A 15,975-nucleotide genomic window follows, 5' to 3' on the forward strand; every position below is an offset into this window, starting at 1 on the left:
TGGCCGGTATCTGGCCGCCATTGCGGCGGCGGCCAAGGGCGCGGATGCGCACGCTTGGGCCGAGGGACAATACAACCGGCCAAGTCATTGGCCGGTTGGTATCATAGGTGGATCAGGGTTGGGGCCAGCCAGCCCAACAGACCAAAGCCCACGCCGATCAGGCTGAGTCCCCCGGCGGCAAACGCCAGGGCAACCGCGCCGGTGACTGCCGCCGCCGAGCATAGCACGATCGAAATCTGCAACGCGGCAGCGCCATATTCATACATGTGATAGGACGCCAACGCGGTCTGATGGATTTGTTCCGCCGCCTTGGCGCGGGCGGCGAGTTCCTTGCGACCTTCGTTGGTTTCCGGCTCGCTGCGATAGCGCTGCGCCGTCGCCCGCCAGTCGGTAACCTTTTTCTCCAGCGCCTGAACCGCAGGTTCGGACAAGCCGGTGACGGCGACCGCTTCCAGCGCGTCAGCAGCGGTTTCCATCGTTGTCATGCGAATCGTCTTGGCCTGGAAAAAGGCCCACAGGTTCGACGCCTCGATATTGGCGGAAATCGAATTGTTCTGAGCGCTTTTGCCTGCGGCTTCGACGATCGCCAGCATCGCGGCCAGGACGCTGATCGCCACCGCGATTTTACGGTTGAACGATACCTTCTCAGGATCGTGGCTGGCGTGCGCAACTTCGTGGATTGTCTCGTGGGTTTCGTGGACTTCCATTTCTGCCCTTCATCTTCCGATCGGGTGATACAGATTCCTGGCGATCGGAGTGAATCGCCAGCACGGTCTGTCCGTCGAATCGGACGGGATATAGCACATGAAAAAGAAATCCCGCAACGACGGCGCGACAAACGGCACAGACGCGGACTGAAGCCGATAAACAGAAAGGCCGCCAATCCATTGGACTGGCGGCCCATCTCTGCAAGATGATTGCGATTCGCAGCAAGCCTTAACTTCCTCGACGCCCCCACTTGACGTCACAAAACGTTAAAGATCGCTTTGAAATGCTATCGCAACCTTCGTCGCATTACGCTCCCGTGCCGATTCCGGCCCGAACCGCCCGGCCCAGGGCCATCATCGGGAAATACTGGCGATACAGGTCATAACGCAGCATGAAGGCGCGGGACAGTTCGCTGCCCTGCATCAGCCGCCGCGCGATCTCCGGATCGTTCAGCTTGATCGACTGACCAACGCCATAGCCGGGGAAGCCGGTCGCGGTGAAATGCGGCTCGGGCCAGGTGCCGTTTTCCTGGTGCTCGACCAGATAGCGGCAGCCGCGTTCGATCGCGGCGCGATCCTCGGGCCGGTTGACCGCCAGCAGCGCCATCAGCGCCCAAGCGGTCTGCGACGCGGTAACCGGGCCGCGCCCGGCCTGGGCCGGGTCCATATACGAGGCGCAGCTTTCGCCCCAGCCGCCATTCTCCTGCTGGCGCGACACCAGCCAGTCGCAGGCACGACCGACATAGGGCTGGCTGAGATCCGCACCGATCGCGGCCAAAGCGGGCAGCACGGCGCAGGTGCCATAGATGTAATTGACGCCCCAGCGACCGAACCACGGCCCGTCCGCTTCCTGCTCGGCGCGGATATAGGCCAGGGCACGCGCCAGCGCCGGATGCTCCGCCGTCAGGCCCAGCCGGGCCAGCGCCTCGACGATATGGGCGGTGACATCGACCGACGGCGGGTCAAGCGCCTCGCCGAAATCGCAGAACGGAATCTTGGTCAAAAGCTGCTTGTTGTTGTCCTTGTCGAACGCACCCCAGCCGCCGCTGGCGCTCTGCATCCCGATCAGCCAATCGACGCCAAGCCGGATCGCCTCTTCGATACCGCGCGCCTGCCAGTCCGGATCGTGGCGGAACGGCGCCAGCGCGATCAATGCTTCGGCGGTGTCGTCGATATCGGGATATTGGGTGTTGGCGTATTCGAACGCCCACCCGCCCGGCTTGAGGTTCGGCAGCTTGCGCGACCAATCGCCGGGGCGGCGAATCTGGCGGTCGAGCAGCCACTGCGCCGCCTTGGCGGTCGCTTCGGGATGGGCTTTGGCAAGGCCGGTATCCTCGAAGGCGATCAGAGTCAGCATGGTGTCCCACACCGGGCTGTTGGTGGCCTGGATCCAGCTCGCCTCGCCCTTATCGACCCGCCAGCCGGGGTGATTGAGCGCGTCGAGCCCCTTGGCCATCACCGGATGGTCGAGCGCATAGCCCTCGACATGCAGCGCCATCAGGCCATAGACCCACGGCGGCTGAATCCCGCCCCAGCCGCCGTCGGCATCCTGGTGACGCAGAATCCATTCGAGGGTATGGCGCACCGCCGCATCACGCCACGGCGCAAAGCGGCCGTATTGCGCCCCCATGTCCTGGAGACGATGCAGCGCCTTGTCGGCGGCGCGGAAGAAGCGATCGCCCCACCCGGCACCGTCGCGCACCGGCAGACTGTAATCGAACCGCTCGCGTCCCTCGGGGAACAGCGCATCAAGCCGGTTGTCCGACGGCAGCGGACGACTGGGCCGCCGCGCCGACAACACCGCCAGCGGCATCATCGTCGCCCGGGCCCATTGCGAGAAATTGTAGATCGAGAACGGCGCCCAATCGGGCAGCCAGATCACTTCGGGCGGCAGGTTGGGCGTTTGCTCCCACGGCCATTCGCCGATCAACGCCAGCCAGTAACGGGTGAACACCCGGACCTTGCCCAGGCCGCCCTTCGACAAAATCCAGTCACGCGCCTTGGCAAGGCGGGGATCGGAATCGGGAAAGCCGAGCGAGCGCAGCGCGGCATAGGCTTCGACGGTGGTGTTGATGTCACCGGCCGAGGCCTCGTAATAGACCTCCCACGAACCGTCGGCGCGCTGGGTTTCCAGCAGCGATTGCCCCAGCCGGGGACGCAACGGATGGTCTTCCAGCCCGAGGAACCACAGGGCCAGGCACCATTGCGCTTCCATGCAGGCATTCGACTGCAAAGGAGCGACCCAATGGCCATCCTGTTGCTGGCGGTCCAACAGCCAGGACCCGGCCTTGCGAATCGCCGTCTCGAGTTTGCCGGTTCCAGACAGATCCGTGTTGGCAGCCTGTCCGATCGACGCACTGTTCTTGCTGTGACTTACCATCGGACTCACCACGGGAGCCGCGGCGCGGTCCCCGTCTGAGTCATTATAGTCTGCCCGCTCGGAGGCGACTTTGAGCCGAGTGTGCTGATTGGTCATGCTTCACCAAAAAAAGCTCTGGAAAAAACCGAAACGTAACGGTACGGTTCCGTTCCATATGTTTTTCACATCTCCAATGTCAAGAGACTTTTGCAACAGAGGGACCATGATTGGGATAGAGTCGGTGCCATATCGCTCCGGGCGACAAGGACGGCCGTGCGCCGGAGGGTCGGAGGCGTTAGACCGGCACATCCTCGCGACCGCGACCCGCCTTTTCATCGAGCATGGCTATTCCGCGACCTCGGTCGAGCACATCGCCGAACAGGCGGGCACCGGCAAAAACAGCATCTACCGCCGCCACACCACCAAGGAAAAGCTGTTCGAGGCGGTGGTCACCAACCTGTGCACCCCCCTGGTCGAGGCGGCCAGCCGATTCGAAAAGGACCTGTCTAACCCGCTGGCGGCGCTGAAGGAAAGCTGTCGCACCCTGCTGACCTTCGTTCTGATGCCGGAATCCGTCGCGGTCTACCGCCTGATGACCGCCGAGGCGCGGCGCTTCCCCGATCTGGTCGAGCGCGTCCAGCGCAAGGCGACCGAGCCTTATGTCGCCAGCATCCGTCGTCTGCTTGAAACCGCCCGCCAGAACCGCCAGATCCGCCCCGATTGCGACGTTGAGAATACCGAACGCGCGATCATGGGCCTGATTACCGGCTGGGCGGTCGATCAGGCGATGCTGGGCCTTGAAGGCCTCCGGGCGGAAAAGGAGCGCGAGACGTTCTTTGAAAATGCCTGGAGAATTTTCATCTCCGGCGTCTCGCCCGCGTAAAACACGGGCGGCCCGACCGCTTCGACTCGAACCCGGATCGAAGCGGTCGGACCGTCTGTCGAGTTAAGCCGGATGGGCCCCGCTGCGGATGATCGTGCCGACATGCTCGCCCCGCAGAGCGGCGGTCAACCGACCCGGCACCAGCCCATTAACGACCTGAACACGCTCGATATGGCGGGCATTGGCCATCACATCGAGCATGGCCCGGTCGACAGGCAGCGTGCCCGAACTTTTGATGAGATCGGCGGCGCTGGTCTCGCGGATCAGTTGGGCCTGCGCCGCGTCGGGACCGTTGGGATCGGCGGAATAAACCCCGTCGACATCCTCGACAATCGTCAGCCCCGCCGCCCCCAGCGCGTCGGCCAGCAGGAACGCGCCGGTATCGGCCCGGTGGGTCGGCAGGCGCGAGCCGGGGAATTCGTGATGGTGATAGGGCGGGAAGGCGCTGCCCACCACCGCCCGGGCGGCGGAGAGGTGGATCGCCAGCTGGTTAGCGATGGTGGGATGCTCGACGTAGGACACCCCTTCCGGGGCCAGCAGCGATGCCAGGATATGGCCGTTCTGGCCCGCCTCGCTCGCGGCGAGCGGAGCCAGCGACCCCACCGGCAGACCGAGATCGAGGCCGACACCATAAAGATGGCGGGCACGAATCCCGGCTCCGGTCAGAATCAGCAAACGGTGCTCGGGGAGAATCTTCCGCAGTTCGTCAACAATCGGCAGGATCGCATCGCGGCCGCGATCCATGATCGACCGGCCACCGATCTTGACGACCTGCAACCAGGGCAGCAGACGGATCGGACGCACGCCCGCGACAGGGCGGGTCAGATCGCCGTCCAGAAGAGTCTGACGCGCGAGCGGCGAGGCGACGTGCTTGATGCTGTTGGTGATATCGGGCATGGCAGGAATCCTCTAGCTCGCGGTGATGATCGTGCCGACATGCTCGCCAGCAAGGGCGCGGGTCAGGTTACCGGGGACGAGACCGTTGACGATCTGCACCTCACGGATATGACGGGCCGACTTCAGCAGATCGAGAACCGGGAATTCCAGGATCGAATCCTGCAACCCCCGCGCCTTCATCTCATCGACCGAAATCTTCGGAATGAAGGTGGCGTCCGGCGAGGTTTTCGGGTTCGCGGTATAGAGGCCGTTTTCGTCCTTCACATAGATCATCGCCTTGCAGCCGAATTGCTCGGCAACGAGGAAACATCCGGCATCGGTGCGATAGGGCGGGATCACGCCCTCGGGCGGGGGACGCATCCACAGCTTGTAGGGCGGCATCCCGCTGAAGATCACAGCGTGGACTTCGGCCAGGAACAGCGGCACCGACGAAAGCCCGGCATCGTCAACCGACGAAATCCCGTGTTTCGCCAGAAGTTGCCCCAGCATCGCCGCGTTCTGATCGGCCACCGAAGCGCCGAGTTGCGACAGCACGCCAGCCGGAAGGTTCAGCCCCGCCGCGATCGAATAGAGGTGGCGGGCACGGGTCCCGGCCCCGGTGCCGATCAGCAGCTTGTGTGCTTTGCGAACCGCGACGATCTCGTCGACCAGCGGATAGACCGCGGCGCGACCGCGATCGATCACGCTCTGGCCACCGATCTTGATCACCGTCGCATCCGGCAGAATTCTGAAATCGGCCGCCGCCTCTGCCGCGTCCAGAAGCTGAACATCCGTCAGAGATCGCTGCATCAGAAGCGATTCAAGGTCCGCCGTTGTGTTGGCCATGGGGGTCCTCCCGTTCATCATATCGACGCAAGTAAGTGTCACTCGAGGAGCCCGCAAGCCTCATCGGAAAGGCCGCATTCTCCCAAAGGCGTCTGGAAAAGGGCGGCACCCCACCGCACCGAACGCTGCCGCAATCTGGCGCATAATCGGGCAATCGCGGCGCCGTGCACATCATTCCATCGCCTTGTCCTGAAGGGAAAGTGACCCCACCACACTCGCCCGTCAATCGAAATTTGAAGAAAAATCGTTATGTTTCAATGCGTTATAACGGTGTTAGATATAACGTTTTCCCGCATAGCACCTAACACGCGCACGCTCCTCTCAACCTCTGTGCGCAGGTCCGGCGACGGCGATCTTTCCCGCGTCGGGAATTGGTATAAACTCGCCTCGTTTCTTTTCGTTTCCGGAGAGCCCAAAGAATGTTTGCTGTTCGCTGTCAGGACAAACCCGGCCATCAGCAGGTCCGGCTCGACAATCGCTCGGCCCACCTTGCCTTTCTGAATGCCCATCTCGACAGTCTGGTCCTGGCCGGTCCCTTGCTCAGCGACGACCGTCAGACGATGATCGGCAGCCTGCTGGTGTTCAACATCGCCGACCGGGCCGCGCTGGATGCCGTGCTGGCCGCCGACCCTTATGCCCAGGCCGGTCTGTTCGAGCAGGTTACCGTTACGCCGTTCAAGAAAGTGCTGCCCTGATGGCATGGTGGCTGGTCAAGTCCGAGCCGGAGACATGGTCGTGGGACGACCATGTCCGCGTCGGGACTCAGGCCTGGGACGGCGTCCGCAACGCCCAGGCCGCCGGCTACCTGAAGGCGATGGCGGTCGGCGACCGCGCGTTCTTCTATCACTCGGTCAACGAGAAGCGGATCGTCGGGCTGGTCGAAGTCACCGCCCCCGCCTACCCCGATCCGACCGACCCCACCGGGCGCTGGGTCGTGGTCGATTTCACCGCGATCAAGCCGGTGACCCGTCCAGTCGATCTCGCCACTATCAAAGCGGTGCCGGACCTGGCGCATCTGGCCCTGGTGCGGCAGTCGCGCCTGTCGGTCAGCCCGGTCGACGACGCGGCGGCAAAGCTTATTCTCGCCTTGGCTGAAGAGACAATCTGACCCTGACTTTTTTCGACGAAACGTCAGACAGGATAAGTCAATTGGACGGCGCGGCGATGCCGCCCCCAGTCATGCTTGTTTCGCATGGCAGACTCGCACATAATCCAACCCCATAAGAGACGAGGAAACGCCCCGTGCCGGATCCCACCGGGCACGGGCCACAAACAGAAAAAAGGGAGACTGCCCCGCGATGACCGACGTCTATTCCATTCCCGCCGAGATCGCAAAGTCCGCTTGGATCGATCAGCAGAAATATACCGAATGGTATGAGCGGTCGATCAAAGATCCCGAGGGGTTTTGGGCCGAACAGGGTAAGCGCCTTGACTGGATCAAACCCTTTACCCAGGTCAAGGATGTCTCCTTTACTGGCGACGTACACATCCGCTGGTTCCAGGACGGCACCTTGAATGTTGCCGCTAACTGCCTGGACCGCCATCTGGCCACCCGGGGCGATCAGACCGCGATCATCTGGGAAGGCGACGATCCCGCCGAATCCGCCCACATCACCTATCGCGATCTGCACGAACGGGTCTGCCGCCTTGCCAACGCGATGACCGATCTCGGCGTCAAGAAGGGCGAGCGCGTCACGATCTATCTGCCGATGATCCCCGAAGCGGCGGTCGCGATGCTGGCCTGCGCCCGCATCGGCGCGATCCATTCGGTGGTGTTCGGCGGCTTCTCGCCGGATTCGCTGGCCGGGCGCATCCAGGATTGCGATTCCTCGCTGCTGATCACCGCCGACGAAGGTCTGCGCGGCGGCCGCAAGGTGCCGTTGAAGGCCAATGCCGACAAGGCGCTGGAAACCTGCCCCTCGGTCAAGAGCGTGATCGTGGTCAAGCGCACCGGCGGCGACGTCGGGATGGCGACGGGCCGCGACCATTGGTATCAGGATCTGGTGGAAAAGGCCGCTCCCACCCACGTTCCGGCCGAGATCAACGCCGAAGACCCGCTGTTCATCCTCTACACCTCCGGCTCGACCGGCAAGCCGAAGGGGGTTCTGCACACCTCGGGCGGCTATCTGGTCTATGCCTCGATCACCCACCAGTACGTGTTCGATTACCACGATGGCGAGGTCTATTGGTGCACCGCCGACGTGGGCTGGGTCACCGGCCATTCCTACATCGTCTATGGGCCGCTGGCCAACGGTGCCACCACCTTGATGTTCGAAGGCGTGCCGAACTATCCGACCGTCTCGCGCTTCTGGGAGGTGATCGACAAGCACAAGGTCAACATCTTCTACACCGCCCCCACCGCGATCCGCGCCCTGATGCGCGAAGGCGAAGCCCCGGTCAAGCGCACCAGCCGCGCCAGCCTGCGTCTGCTCGGTTCGGTCGGCGAGCCGATCAACCCCGAGGCCTGGACGTGGTATCACCGCGTCGTCGGCGACGACCGTTGCCCGATCGTCGATACCTGGTGGCAGACTGAAACCGGCGGCATCCTGATTACCCCGCTGCCCGGCGCCACCAAGCTGAAGCCGGGTTCGGCCACCCTGCCCTTCTTTGGCGTCAAGCCGGTGATGGTCGATGCCGAGGGCAAGATTCTCGAAGGCGCGGTCGAGGGCAATCTGTGCATCGCCGAATCCTGGCCGGGCCAGATGCGGACGGTCTATGGCGATCACGAACGCTTCATTCAGACCTACTTCTCGACCTACAAGGGGATGTACTTCACCGGCGACGGCGCGCGGCGGGACGAGGACGGCTATTACTGGATCACCGGCCGCGTCGATGACGTCATCAACGTGTCGGGTCACCGGATGGGCACCGCCGAGGTCGAATCCGCCCTGGTTGCCCATCCCAAGGTCGCCGAGGCCGCCGTCGTCGGCTATCCCCACGAGATCAAGGGCCAGGGCATCTATGCCTATGTCACCCTGGTCGCCGACGAGGAACCGACCGAGGAACTGCGCAAGGAACTGGTCAATTGGGTCCGCAAGGAAATCGGCCCGATCGCCAGCCCCGACCTGATCCAGTGGTCGCCCGGCCTGCCCAAGACCCGCTCGGGCAAGATCATGCGCCGCATTCTGCGCAAGATCGCCGAGAACCAGTTCGACGCTCTGGGCGATACCTCGACCCTGGCCGATCCCACCGTTGTCGAGGATCTGATCGACAATCGGATGAATCGCGTCTAAGTCAGTAGCCGAGGTTGAACGCGGAGGCCCGCGAAGCGATTCGCGGGCCTCGTCCTTGGCGAGGGATCGAAGATGGTGACGGCGATACTGGCGGTGGCCGGATGTTTGCTCGGCCTTTACCTGCTGGTGCTGCTGGGTCTGGCGATATTCCAGCGCGACATGATCTATCGGCCCGACCCCACCCGCACCGATCCCGCCGATATCGGCCTCAGCGAAATGATGCCGGTTGCCGTCCGCGCCCAGGACGGACGGCAGATCACATCGTGGTACGCCCCGCCGCTCCATCCCCACGCCCCCACCCTGGTGATGTTCCACGGCAACGCCGGGACCAATGCCCGCCGCGCCCACAAGGCGCGCTTTCTGCTCGATGCCGGGTTTGGCGTGTTCATGGTCGAATATCGCGGCTATGGCGGCAATAGCGGCCGCCCCAGCGAAGCCGATTTGACCGCCGACGCCCGCGCCGTACTCGACTGGCTGGCGGGACGGGGCGTCGAACCGGGCCGTCTGGTCCTGTGCGGCGAATCGATCGGTTCCGGTGTCGCGATCGCGATGACCCGCGAGATCGAGCCGTTGGCAGTGATCCTGGAATGCCCGTTTACCGCCCTGGTCGATCTGGCCCCGTCCTATGTGCCGAAATGGCTGGCCCGCGTGTTGATGCGGGATCATTTCGATAATCGGAGCCGGATTGCCCGGCTGAAAGCCCCGCTGCTGATCGTCCATGGCGAGCAGGACAGCCTGACCCCGCCCACGATGGCCCGCGCCCTGATCGCCGCCGCCGGATCAACCGACAAGGGCGCGGTGTTCCTTCCGCTCGCCGGTCACAACGATCTGTGGGACCACGGCGCAGAACGCCCGATCCTCGACTTCCTGCGGCGGCTGTAGGATAGGGGGAGACGAGGGTCAACAGGGACTGGGGAGAGTGCCCTATTCTGCCCATTCTGCAACGTGACCACCTTGTAGTCGCTGTATTCAATTATGCAGCCACGCGATAGCGGAGATTGAATCCAAACCAAGAAAAATTCTTTGGACGGACAGAGACCTGCCGGTGCTATCTTTTATGCACCATGAGCGGCATCGACCCTGAACACGAATTTAAAGGCGACCCCTTCTTCGAGATCATTCACGACGGAGAGTGGAATGCGACGCTTGGCCGCCAAGGTCACGAAGAAAATTATCTCGATGGGTATATCGAAGCTGCCATTGAACTTGCCGATGCGATTGTTGAGAAGAGGCTCTACGGCAAACGCGACACGCTAATTCTACCGATCCTCTATAACGCACGACACGCGACAGAGTTGAACATTAAATTTGCGTACAACAAACTTGTTTCGTCTGGGGCAATCCAGGACGGCGGCCTGAGAATCAACCACAATATTTCTCTCTACTGGCAGCACTTATATGAATCAAAAATTGGTGATATTGAGCTTCGCCGTATCATCGATGCGCTAAAAATTTTTGTGCAGAGCATGGCGCGAATAGATAGTGACGGTCAGGAGTTACGCTATCACATAAATAGCGACAACAACCGGAGCCTCGAGAAATTTGCGACTGTAAATTTAATAATTGTTCAAATGAATTTACGAGAGCTCAAAGAACACCTCCACAAAATAAAGCTCCACACCATCAGATTTGTTGATGAACGCACCACAGAAACCTTTACCAATTCATGTTCTCGAAGCGATCTCATGGCGATCGCCAAAGAATTACCCCCTCGTGATCAATGGGCCGATCCAACGTTCAACGATATCAAATTATTAATAAAAGAAAAATATGGGCTAAGCAGTCGAAAATTAAGCGAAGCTCTCGATAAAATTCAAAAAAGCCGTGAGCTATCCGCCTTAATCAACATCGAAACTCCCCTTTTGTATCTTACAGATGATGACGTAATCTGGGTGGCTGAGCAATGGCGCAGGCTACACCCGAAACGGAACAATACAAATCATAACAATGAGCGCCTAATTTTTAATATGAAAATAGATTTTTCTATGATGAAGGAGCGGAGTTCTATCTTACGCGACGTCACCGACTCCATTAACAAACGAATTTGTAATAAAAAAATATCAGAGCTTGAAACCATGTTTTATCTAGAAATAAATTGCCCCTATCCAGAATTTCACGATGAATTGACAATCCGTAATGCAAAAAATATATCTATATGTAAAAATTCCGCATCAACAGTGAAACACTTGCTTGAAAAAACAAATTTTCTCGAGAACTTGAGCCGGTCTTCAATGCGACTTGGACGTATTAAACTCGCAGAAAAACTTAAAAATATTTGATTCTGTACAGCCCAACGCCAAGCCACCCATATTGGCTGTCTGTCCTGCGACGGCACACTCGGTAAGCACGCAGCATCCCGCGCCCGTCCACATCCCCAATCCTTGAGCTAAATTAAAACTGCTGGGCCAGAGTCCGAATCTCGGACTCCGGCCCTGCCCCGTTAAACCGCGAACTCGGAATCGAGATCGGCGATCGTGCATTCGGTCGAACGCGGCTTGGCGAACGAATCGCGATTGCCGCGATAGAGCACGCCCATATTGAACCCGTCGTCGGTCATCAGCCGCCGCGCCGCCTGGGCCGGGTCCGAGGTGGGCGGGAAACCGGTGGGACGAACGATCGTCTTCCAATCGCGCTGTTCCTCACGGAAGGTGATGCAGGGCGACATCACCGTGATGAACGAGAAACCGGGATGACGAACCCCTTCGGCGATCAGGGCGGCGGTGCCGTTGATGTCGCCGGAAAAGGCCCGGGCGATGAAATTGGCCCCGGAGGCCAGGGCAATCGCCAGGGGATGGAACGGGGTGACGCCGGTTCCGCCGGGCGGAGCCATCGCCGAGGCGTCCCAATCGGCCTCGGTGGTGGGGGACGGCTGGCCCTTGGTCATCCCATAGACCCGGTTGTCCATCACCACATAGGTCATATCGACGTTGCGGCGGCAGGCATGGATGAAATGGTTGCCGCCGATCGAGAAGCCGTCGCCGTCGCCACCGGCGACCAGCACGGTCAGATCGGGCCGGGCCAGCTTCAACCCGGCACCCACCGCCAACGCGCGGCCATGGATCGAGTGGAAGCCATAGGTGTTGGTATAGGCCGGGATACGCGACGAACAGCCGATGCCCGAGACCACCGAGGTCTGGTGCGGGGCCAGTTCGAGATCGGCAAACGCCTTGGCGATCGAGGCCAGCACGCCGTAATCGCCGCAGCCGGGGCACCAGACCGGCTTGACGTCGGAGCGGAAATCCTTCGCGCTATAGGTCGGAGCGGTCATGGCTTACTTCCCCATCGCAAGAAGGCGGGCATGGATTTCGCCGGGACGGATCGGCAACGGTCCGGGGCGGCTCAGCAAATCGGGACGGACGGGCAGATCGTACTCGCCGCGCAGATAGCGGTTGAACTGGCCGAGATGGCTTTGTTCGACCACCAGAATCTTGCTGACGCCGTCGAGCGCGCGGGCCATCTGCTCGGGCAGGGTCGGATAGAGCAGACGCGGCGCGATCAGCTTGGCATTGATCCCGTCGGCACGGGCGCGGTTAACCGCCTCGCGCGCGGCCCCGGTGCACGAGCCCCAGGTGATGACGGCAATCTCGCCCTCCCCTTCGATCGAGGCCCAATGTGAACCGTAATCGTGCAACACCAGCTTGCGCAGGCGCTTATCAAGCTGACGGGAATGATCCGACGCCTGCGAGGACGGCGTGCCGGATTCGGCATGTTCCAGACCGTCGGCGGTGTACTGACAGCCGGGCGTGCCGGGAATCGGCATCGGCGACACCCCGGTATTGGTCAGGGCATAGCGCTTGAAGGTCTCGCCCTCGGCCGGGGTGCGGGCAATCTCGCGGTTGGCGAAGAAGGGGCTGGCCGGGGCCGGATCAATCACGGCGCGGCTTTGGCCCAGCGACTGGTCGGACAGCACGATACAGGGGGCCTGCATCGCCTCGGCAAGGTGGACCGCCCACTGGGTGGTGAACAGACAATCGCCGATCGATTGGGGGGCCAGCACCAGATGCGGCGCATCGCCATGCAGGCCATAGATCGCGATGTTGAGATCGGACTGTTCCGACTTGGTCGGAATCCCGGTCGAGGGACCGCCGCGCTGGACGTCAAGCACCACCACCGGGGTCTCGGACGACACGGCCAGCCCCAACCCTTCGGTCATCAGGGCCAGACCGGGACCGGCGGTCGCGGTGATCGAGGCGTCACCGCCGAACGAGGCGCCGATGCACATGTTGATCGAGGCCAGTTCGTCTTCGGCCTGCACGAAAACGCCGCCGATCTTGGGTAGAGCCGAACTCAGATATTCCAGCGATTCGGTCGCGGGCGTGATCGGATAGGCGGCACAGAAGCGGATGCCGCCCCGGATCGCGCCCAGGCCTGCGGCATGGTTGCCCGAAATGGTCCAGCGCCCACCGTGACGGGGCAAGGGCGCGGGCAGGCTGCGACAGGGCGCGTCGAGCGACTGGCCGGTTTCGGCACCGTGACGGACCGCCGCCAGCGAGGCTTCGAACGCGTCGGCGTGCTTCTTCTTCAGCGACTTGCCCAACACCTCGGCCACCGGCTCGACGCCCAGGCCGGTCAGAGCGGCAACGACGCCCAGCGCGATCATGTTGGGACGACCGCCGGGGATCGACTGGGCCAGATCCTTCATCGGCAGATCGACGATCCGCGCCCCGGTGCGGCTGAGAATCTCGGGGACCTCGCCCGCCGCCGGATCGGCCAGGATCAGGCTGTCGGGGCCAAGCGGCAATTCGGCGGCAAAGCGAACGACGTTCAGCCAGTCGATCGCCAGCAAAATCTGAAAGGTATCATCGACCGAAGTAATCGGTTCGGCCGACAGACGCAGCAACGCCGCCGCCTCACCGCCTCTGATCTGCGGCCCGGACGAGCGGCTGAACAGCGCGTAATACCCGGCCTGGGCCGCCGCATCCACCAGCATGTTGGCGGCTGTCATCACCCCGGCACCACCGCTGCCGCACAAGGCGATCGAGACTGAACCTGAACTGATCGACATATGGATATGTCCCCTCGGAATATTGGCCCCCGGCTCCGATCACTGTTCCGAAGGTCCTGGCCACGTCGTTACGTCTGGGTTCGCACCGCGCGGGCAAGCCGGCACGAATCGCCCCGTTCCAGCCCTCCAGGACGAATCCGCCCCTCTGCCTCGACTGACCTTGAGGCCATGGGTTCGGCGATAATGTCGCCGGAACGGAGTGGGGGGCCGAGCCAAAGCGCGGGGAAAAGCATAATAGCTGGGGTATCCGCCGTGGGCGAGCAGGATTTGCGCCCAGTACGTAAGGGAAAAACCCCAAGGGGAATACGGTTGCATTGGCCACGGCCAAACCGATATACGCCGAAGGGTCTGACCTGCTCCATCCGAGCAGCTCATCCGCCCTTCGCACATACAGCGGGCGGGCAACGACGAGAGAGAGAGAGGAACCCGAGATGTCCCTGAAGATCAACGACGATTGCACCAGCTGCGACGCCTGTGTCTCGGCTTGCCCCAATGATGCCATTTCGGCGGGTGATGTCATCTATGTGATCGCCGCCGACCGCTGCACCGAATGCGTTGGGGCCGAAGACAGCCCGCAATGTCAGTTGGTCTGTCCCGCCGACGCGATTGTTGCGGGAGCGAGCGAGAGCCGCGACACCCTGATGGCCCGCTATCATTCGCTGCACGGCTGACCCCGGCCAAACGAAGCCCCCGTCGAAGCGATTCGGCGGGGGCGTTCTATACCAACCGGCCAATGACGTGATGCCACTTGGATTGGACCTGCCGAATCCTGGGTGTGTTAATAGCACACCCAAAGTGGCATCAGCAAGGACGCTCTTGTGCGGGAGAGGCGTGGAAGACCAATGACATAAGCAAAAAGGCCGCCAATCCAGAGGATTAACGGCCTGTTGTCGTGTTTTGAAAGTGCGTCTGACAGCCACTTTCTTACCTCGAGGCAGGTTGTAGTGTCAACGGAAAACCGTGTGTTTTCCGAACGGGTCGGCTCGTCCTTTTTTATACTGTCGTGATCCACGCCCTCCGCAGGAGGGACGATGACCAGCGATTCCCCAATGCGGGCGGCCTTAGCGGCTGCGGTGGCGCAAAAGCGTGCCGCGTGCGCAGCCCGAGCGGCCGAACTGAGCCCGGCCGAGGCCGAGGCGTTTGAGAAAACATGGCGAGCGCGGGCCGAGCGCGCCGCCCGGGCCAAAGCGGCCCGTACCGAGCAGCGGCGGACCCGGCGGGCCCGCGACGACAATCCCGGCCCGACACCGTCGCGGCTATGGGCGAAGGCGGTGTCGTGCGATGCCGCCCGCGACCGGCGGCTGACGATGGGGGCACGCACCGCGCTGCTGATCATCCGAGCCCTGACCGCGAAGGGCTCCCGGATCAGCCGCAACGGCCTTGCCGTGGCGCTCGGAGTCTGCGTCCGCACCATCCAGCGCTATCTCGCCGAGCTGCGGAAGCACGGCTATATCCGGACCCGGCTGATCTGCAACCGGATCGGCTGGGTGATCGCCCAGGCGATCGAGATCACCGAACGGGTGCTCCCCCATCATTTCCGACCCCGCCTTGCCGCCAGCCTTGCCGACGGTCTGGCCCGTTGCCTCGGTGTCTCCGAAAGCCGCAGAACTCCGGGGGCGACAGTTTTGTCCTCCAGTCAATCCAGAGTCTTTCCTGACCCAGACTGGACCCGTTCGGGGGTGACGTCATGAGCGCCCGGCTGTGGATCGCGCTCCTCGTCCTGATCGGGGTGGGGAGCGGGCTTGCTTGGGCCGAGAGTGCCTCTGTGGGCCAAGTGCTGTGGGTGATCGATGGCGACACATTCCAGATCAGCCATGCCGGAGCCCCCGAGGGCGAGCCGGTGCGGGCGCGGCACTTCGATACCCCTGAGAAAGGCGAGCGCGCTCACTGCGAAACCGAGCGGATCAAGGCCGGTCAGGCAACCGCATTCGCCCGCTCGCTGCTGCCGCGTGGAAGCACGGTGGGCTTGGCCGATTTCGGCCGGGATCGTTACGGACGCCTGCTGGCGAGAGTAACCCTCGCCGATGGACGCGACCTTGCCGCCGTGATGGTCGAGGCGGGGCTGG

Annotated in this window: 15 protein-coding genes; 9 read left to right on the forward strand and 6 right to left on the reverse strand. The window is 62.2% G+C overall.

What is annotated here, in order from left to right; genetic code table 11:
* Positions 1–101 precede the first annotated feature (101 nt).
* Complete coding sequence (locus K678_RS14575) at positions 102–707, reverse strand: DUF4337 domain-containing protein (RefSeq protein WP_021133237.1); 606 nt, start codon at positions 705–707, stop codon at positions 102–104.
* Between the two features lie 307 nt (positions 708–1,014).
* Positions 1,015–3,087, reverse strand: coding sequence for a squalene--hopene cyclase (shc, locus tag K678_RS14580; RefSeq protein WP_021133238.1), 2,073 nt, complete (start codon positions 3,085–3,087; stop codon positions 1,015–1,017).
* Positions 3,088–3,307: 220 nt separating this feature from the next.
* Between shc and K678_RS14585 the strand changes: the two genes are divergently transcribed.
* The gene (locus K678_RS14585; protein ID WP_196802591.1) at positions 3,308–3,949 is read left to right on the forward strand and encodes a TetR/AcrR family transcriptional regulator; all 642 of its coding nucleotides are present in this window, start codon (positions 3,308–3,310) and stop codon (positions 3,947–3,949) included.
* A gap of 63 nt (positions 3,950–4,012) precedes the next feature.
* On the opposite strand, the gene K678_RS14590 is transcribed toward K678_RS14585, so the two are convergent.
* Together K678_RS14590 and K678_RS14595 are read right to left on the reverse strand one after the other, a co-directional pair.
* Positions 4,013–4,846 (reverse strand): amino acid kinase family protein, encoded by an 834-nt coding sequence (locus tag K678_RS14590; protein WP_021133240.1) that lies wholly within the window; start codon positions 4,844–4,846, stop codon positions 4,013–4,015.
* Between the two features lie 12 nt (positions 4,847–4,858).
* Positions 4,859–5,671, reverse strand: a complete 813-nt coding sequence (locus tag K678_RS14595; protein ID WP_021133241.1) for an amino acid kinase family protein — start codon at positions 5,669–5,671, stop codon at positions 4,859–4,861.
* A gap of 419 nt (positions 5,672–6,090) precedes the next feature.
* Here K678_RS14595 and K678_RS14600 point away from each other — a divergent pair, with 419 nt between their 5' ends.
* The 5 genes from K678_RS14600 (at position 6,091) to K678_RS14620 (ending at position 11,183) form a co-directional block, all read left to right on the forward strand.
* Positions 6,091–6,366, forward strand: a complete 276-nt coding sequence (locus K678_RS14600; protein WP_021133242.1) for a YciI family protein — start codon at positions 6,091–6,093, stop codon at positions 6,364–6,366.
* Positions 6,366–6,779, forward strand: a complete 414-nt coding sequence (locus K678_RS14605) for an EVE domain-containing protein (RefSeq protein WP_021133243.1) — start codon at positions 6,366–6,368, stop codon at positions 6,777–6,779. The genes K678_RS14600 and K678_RS14605 overlap by 1 nt, the downstream gene beginning before the upstream one ends.
* Positions 6,780–6,969: 190 nt before the next feature.
* Positions 6,970–8,904: an acetate--CoA ligase gene (gene acs, locus K678_RS14610; RefSeq protein ID WP_021133244.1), complete on the forward strand. Its 1,935-nt coding sequence runs from the start codon at positions 6,970–6,972 to the stop codon at positions 8,902–8,904.
* A 72-nt stretch (positions 8,905–8,976) separates the two neighbouring features.
* The gene (locus tag K678_RS14615; RefSeq protein WP_021133245.1) at positions 8,977–9,786 is read left to right on the forward strand and encodes an alpha/beta hydrolase; all 810 of its coding nucleotides are present in this window, start codon (positions 8,977–8,979) and stop codon (positions 9,784–9,786) included.
* 182 nt (positions 9,787–9,968) lie between these two features.
* Positions 9,969–11,183 (forward strand): hypothetical protein, encoded by a 1,215-nt coding sequence (locus K678_RS14620; protein ID WP_039853376.1) that lies wholly within the window; start codon positions 9,969–9,971, stop codon positions 11,181–11,183.
* A 161-nt stretch (positions 11,184–11,344) separates the two neighbouring features.
* Here the strand turns inward: K678_RS14620 and K678_RS14625 are convergent, their stop codons facing one another.
* Entirely contained in the window at positions 11,345–12,172 is an 828-nt protein-coding gene (locus K678_RS14625; RefSeq protein ID WP_021133246.1) for a 2-oxoacid:ferredoxin oxidoreductase subunit beta, read from the reverse strand.
* Positions 12,173–12,175: 3 nt separating this feature from the next.
* Positions 12,176–13,909: a 2-oxoacid:acceptor oxidoreductase subunit alpha gene (locus K678_RS14630; RefSeq protein ID WP_021133247.1), complete on the reverse strand. Its 1,734-nt coding sequence runs from the start codon at positions 13,907–13,909 to the stop codon at positions 12,176–12,178.
* 431 nt (positions 13,910–14,340) lie between these two features.
* On the opposite strand from K678_RS14630, the gene K678_RS14635 reads away from it, so the two are divergent.
* The 3 genes from K678_RS14635 to K678_RS14645 all read left to right on the forward strand — a co-directional run.
* The gene (locus tag K678_RS14635) at positions 14,341–14,580 is read left to right on the forward strand and encodes a YfhL family 4Fe-4S dicluster ferredoxin (protein ID WP_021133248.1); all 240 of its coding nucleotides are present in this window, start codon (positions 14,341–14,343) and stop codon (positions 14,578–14,580) included.
* A gap of 360 nt (positions 14,581–14,940) precedes the next feature.
* On the forward strand, positions 14,941–15,600 hold the full coding sequence (locus tag K678_RS14640; protein ID WP_021133249.1) for a helix-turn-helix domain-containing protein: 660 nt from the start codon (positions 14,941–14,943) through the stop codon (positions 15,598–15,600).
* The coding region (locus K678_RS14645) for a thermonuclease family protein (RefSeq protein WP_021133250.1) at positions 15,597–15,975 on the forward strand (379 nt) is incomplete at its 3' end. The genes K678_RS14640 and K678_RS14645, both read left to right, overlap by 4 nt.

This window comes from Magnetospirillum fulvum MGU-K5 (assembly GCF_000442515.1).
Lineage (GTDB): Bacteria > Pseudomonadota > Alphaproteobacteria > Rhodospirillales > Magnetospirillaceae > Phaeospirillum > Phaeospirillum fulvum_B.